The organism is Pseudomonas sp. P5_A2_2, assembly GCF_054177685.1.
In genome coordinates, this window is sequence record NZ_JBGCUL010000432.1 from 1 (window position 1) to 3,757 (window position 3,757).

General features: G+C 57.9%; 1 protein-coding gene. It reads right to left on the reverse strand.

Annotated features, from left to right (window positions below; genetic code table 11):
- Window positions 1-3,583, reverse strand: a 3,583-nt coding sequence (rpoB, locus tag ACXRVY_RS19855; protein WP_458238050.1) for a DNA-directed RNA polymerase subunit beta, incomplete at its 3' end; no start/stop codon positions are given.
- Window positions 3,584-3,757 lie beyond the last annotated feature (174 nt).

A 3,757-nucleotide genomic window follows, 5' to 3' on the forward strand; every position in this document is an offset into this window, starting at 1 on the left:
CGCCGCCACGCAGGTTTTGAGCCAGATCCAGGATTTCCTGGTCCGAGAAGTCATCGAGGCTTTCCTGACGACCGCCGATCTCGTTATAGATCTCGTGCAGGAACTTGCGCAGCTCGGCAACTTTGCGCTGCTCTTCAATCATGCGGTTGATCTTCTCGCCCAGACCCTTGGCCGCGAGGCCCAGGTGGGTTTCAAGGATCTGACCGACGTTCATACGCGAAGGTACGCCCAACGGGTTGAGGACAACGTCGACCGGGGTGCCATTGGCATCGTGCGGCATGTCTTCAACCGGCATGATCACGGAGACCACACCCTTGTTACCGTGACGACCGGCCATCTTGTCGCCCGGCTGGATGCGACGACGGATTGCCAGGTAGACCTTGACGATTTTCAGCACGCCTGGAGCCAGGTCATCGCCCTGCTGCAGTTTGCGCTTCTTGTCTTCGAACTTGTCGTCCAGCAGACGGCGACGATCAACGATGTAGGCCTGAGCCTTCTCGAGCTGCTCGTTCAGAGCATCTTCAGCCATGCGCAGTTTGAACCACTGGCCGTGCTCAAGACCGTCGAGAACTTCGTCGGTGATGTCCTGGCCTTTCTTCAGACCGGCGCCGCCTTCGGCTTTGTGGCCGACCAGAGCGGAACGCAGACGTTCGAAAGTAGCACCTTCAACGATGCGGAACTCTTCGTTCAGGTCCTTGCGGATCTCGTCCAGCTGGGACTTCTCGATCGACAGTGCACGAGCATCACGCTCAACGCCGTCGCGGGTGAAGACCTGTACGTCGATGACAGTACCTTTGGTACCGGTAGGTACACGCAGGGAAGTGTCCTTAACGTCGCTGGCTTTTTCACCGAAGATCGCACGCAGCAGTTTTTCTTCCGGAGTCAGCTGGGTCTCGCCTTTCGGAGTGACCTTACCGACCAGGATGTCGCCTGCGCCAACTTCAGCACCTACGTAAACGATACCGGCTTCGTCCAGCTTGTTCAGAGCCGCTTCACCCACGTTCGGGATGTCGGCAGTGATTTCCTCTGGGCCAAGCTTGGTGTCACGGGCCACACAGGTCAGTTCCTGGATGTGGATCGTGGTGAAGCGGTCTTCCTGAACAACACGCTCGGACAGGCAGATGGAGTCTTCGAAGTTGAAGCCGTTCCATGCCATGAACGCGATGCGCATGTTCTGACCCAGCGCCAGCTCACCCATGTCGGTGGACGGGCCGTCGGCCATGATGTCGCTACGCTGAACCCGATCACCCTTACGCACCAGCGGACGCTGGTTGATGCAGGTGTTCTGGTTGGAGCGGGTGTACTTGGTCAGGTTGTAGATGTCGACACCGGCTTCACCGGTTTCAACTTCGTCATCGGCAACACGAACCACGATACGGCTGGCGTCGACGGAGTCGATCACGCCGCCACGACGAGCCACGACGCAAACGCCGGAGTCACGGGCTACGTTACGCTCCATGCCGGTACCTACCAGCGGCTTGTCAGCGCGCAGGGTTGGTACAGCTTGACGCTGCATGTTCGAACCCATCAACGCACGGTTGGCGTCGTCGTGCTCGAGGAACGGAATCAGCGACGCAGCAACCGAAACTACCTGCTTCGGCGATACGTCCATCAAGGTGACGTCTTCCGGCGCCTTGACGGTGAATTCGTTCAAGTGACGAACAGCTACCAGTTCGTCGATCAGGACTTTCTTGTCGTTCATCGTGGCCGAGGCCTGAGCGATCACGTGATCGGCTTCTTCGATGGCGGACAGGAATACGATCTCGTCGGTGACCAGAGCGTCTTTCACCACACGGTACGGGCTCTCGAGGAAGCCGTACTGGTTGGTGCGCGCGTAGGCAGCCAGGGAGTTGATCAGACCGATGTTCGGACCTTCCGGCGTTTCGATCGGGCATACACGACCGTAGTGAGTCGGGTGTACGTCACGAACTTCGAAGCCGGCACGCTCACGAGTCAGACCGCCAGGGCCGAGTGCGGAAACACGACGCTTGTGGGTGATCTCGGACAGCGGGTTGTTCTGGTCCATGAACTGGGACAGCTGGCTGGAACCGAAGAACTCTTTCACCGCCGCAGCCACTGGCTTGGCGTTGATCAGGTCTTGCGGCATCAGGCCTTCGCTTTCAGCCATCGACAGACGCTCTTTGACCGCACGCTCAACACGTACCAGGCCAACGCGGAACTGGTTCTCGGCCATTTCGCCTACGCAGCGAACACGACGGTTACCCAGGTGGTCGATGTCATCGACGATGCCTTTACCGTTACGGATGTCGACCAGGGTCTTCAGTACCGCGACGATGTCTTCCTTGCACAGCACGCCCGAACCTTCGATCTCGGTACGACCGATACGACGGTTGAACTTCATCCGGCCGACCGCAGACAGGTCATAGCGCTCAGGGCTGAAGAACAGGTTGTTGAACAGGGTCTCGGCAGCGTCTTTGGTTGGCGGCTCGCCAGGACGCATCATGCGATAGATCTCGACCAGCGCTTCCAGTTGGTTGCTGGTGGAGTCGATCTTCAGGGTGTCGGAGACGAACGGACCGCAGTCGATATCGTTGGTGTACAGAGTTTCGATGCGAACAACCTGAGCCTTGGCGATTTTGGCCAGGATCTCGGTGTTCAGCTCGGTGTTGCACTCTGCCAGGATTTCGCCGGTTGCCGGGTGCACGATGACCTTGGCGGTTGTGCGACCCAGGACGTAGTCCAGAGGCACATCCAGCTCTTTGATCCCGGCTTTTTCCAGCTGGTTGATGTGGCGAGCGGTGATACGACGACCTTGCTCGACAATAACCTTGCCTTTGTCATCCAGAATATCGAGGACGGCGATTTCACCGCGCAGGCGCTGAGGCACCAGTTCCAGGCTCAGGGTCTCGCCCTTCACGTGGAATACGTTGGTGGTGTAGAACGCGTCCAGCACTTCTTCAGTGGTATAGCCCAGCGCGCGCAGCAGTACCGAGGCAGGCAGCTTGCGACGACGGTCGATACGCACGAACACGCAGTCTTTCGGGTCGAACTCGAAGTCCAGCCACGAACCGCGGTAAGGAATGATGCGCGCGGAGTACAGCAGTTTACCGGAGCTGTGCGTCTTGCCACGGTCGTGGTCGAAGAACACGCCCGGGGAACGGTGCAGCTGGGAAACGATTACACGCTCGGTACCGTTGATTACGAAGGTACCGTTTTCAGTCATCAGGGGGATTTCACCCATGTAGACTTCTTGCTCTTTGATGTCCTTGATCGCTTTGTTCGACGATTCTTTGTCGAAAATGATCAGGCGCACTTTTACCCGCAAAGGTACGGCGTAAGTTACACCGCGCAATACGCATTCTTTGACATCAAATGCCGGTTCGCCCAGGCGATAACCGACGTACTCCAGCGCAGCATTGCCGGAGTAGCTGATGATCGGGAAAACGGATTTGAAGGCCGCATGCAGGCCCACGTCGCGGAACTGATCTTTAGTCGCTCCCGCTTGCAAGAATTCACGATACGAATCCAGCTGGATGGCCAGGAGGTACGGCACATCCATGACGTCCGGCAACTTGCTAAAGTCCTTGCGGATACGTTTTTTCTCAGTATATGAGTAAGCCATCAGCGTTCCCCAGCTTGGTCACCTGCTTGTTTGGCCCCTCCCGACGGGAGCAGCCAGAAAATCGTGCAAACCCCATGGTTTGCGCCACCGCATCGGGTGGTTACAGCACGTTATCGGCACCGACCGAGTCGGCTGCCAGTAACGGAAAAAGGCCGGTGGCAAGAGCCACCAGCC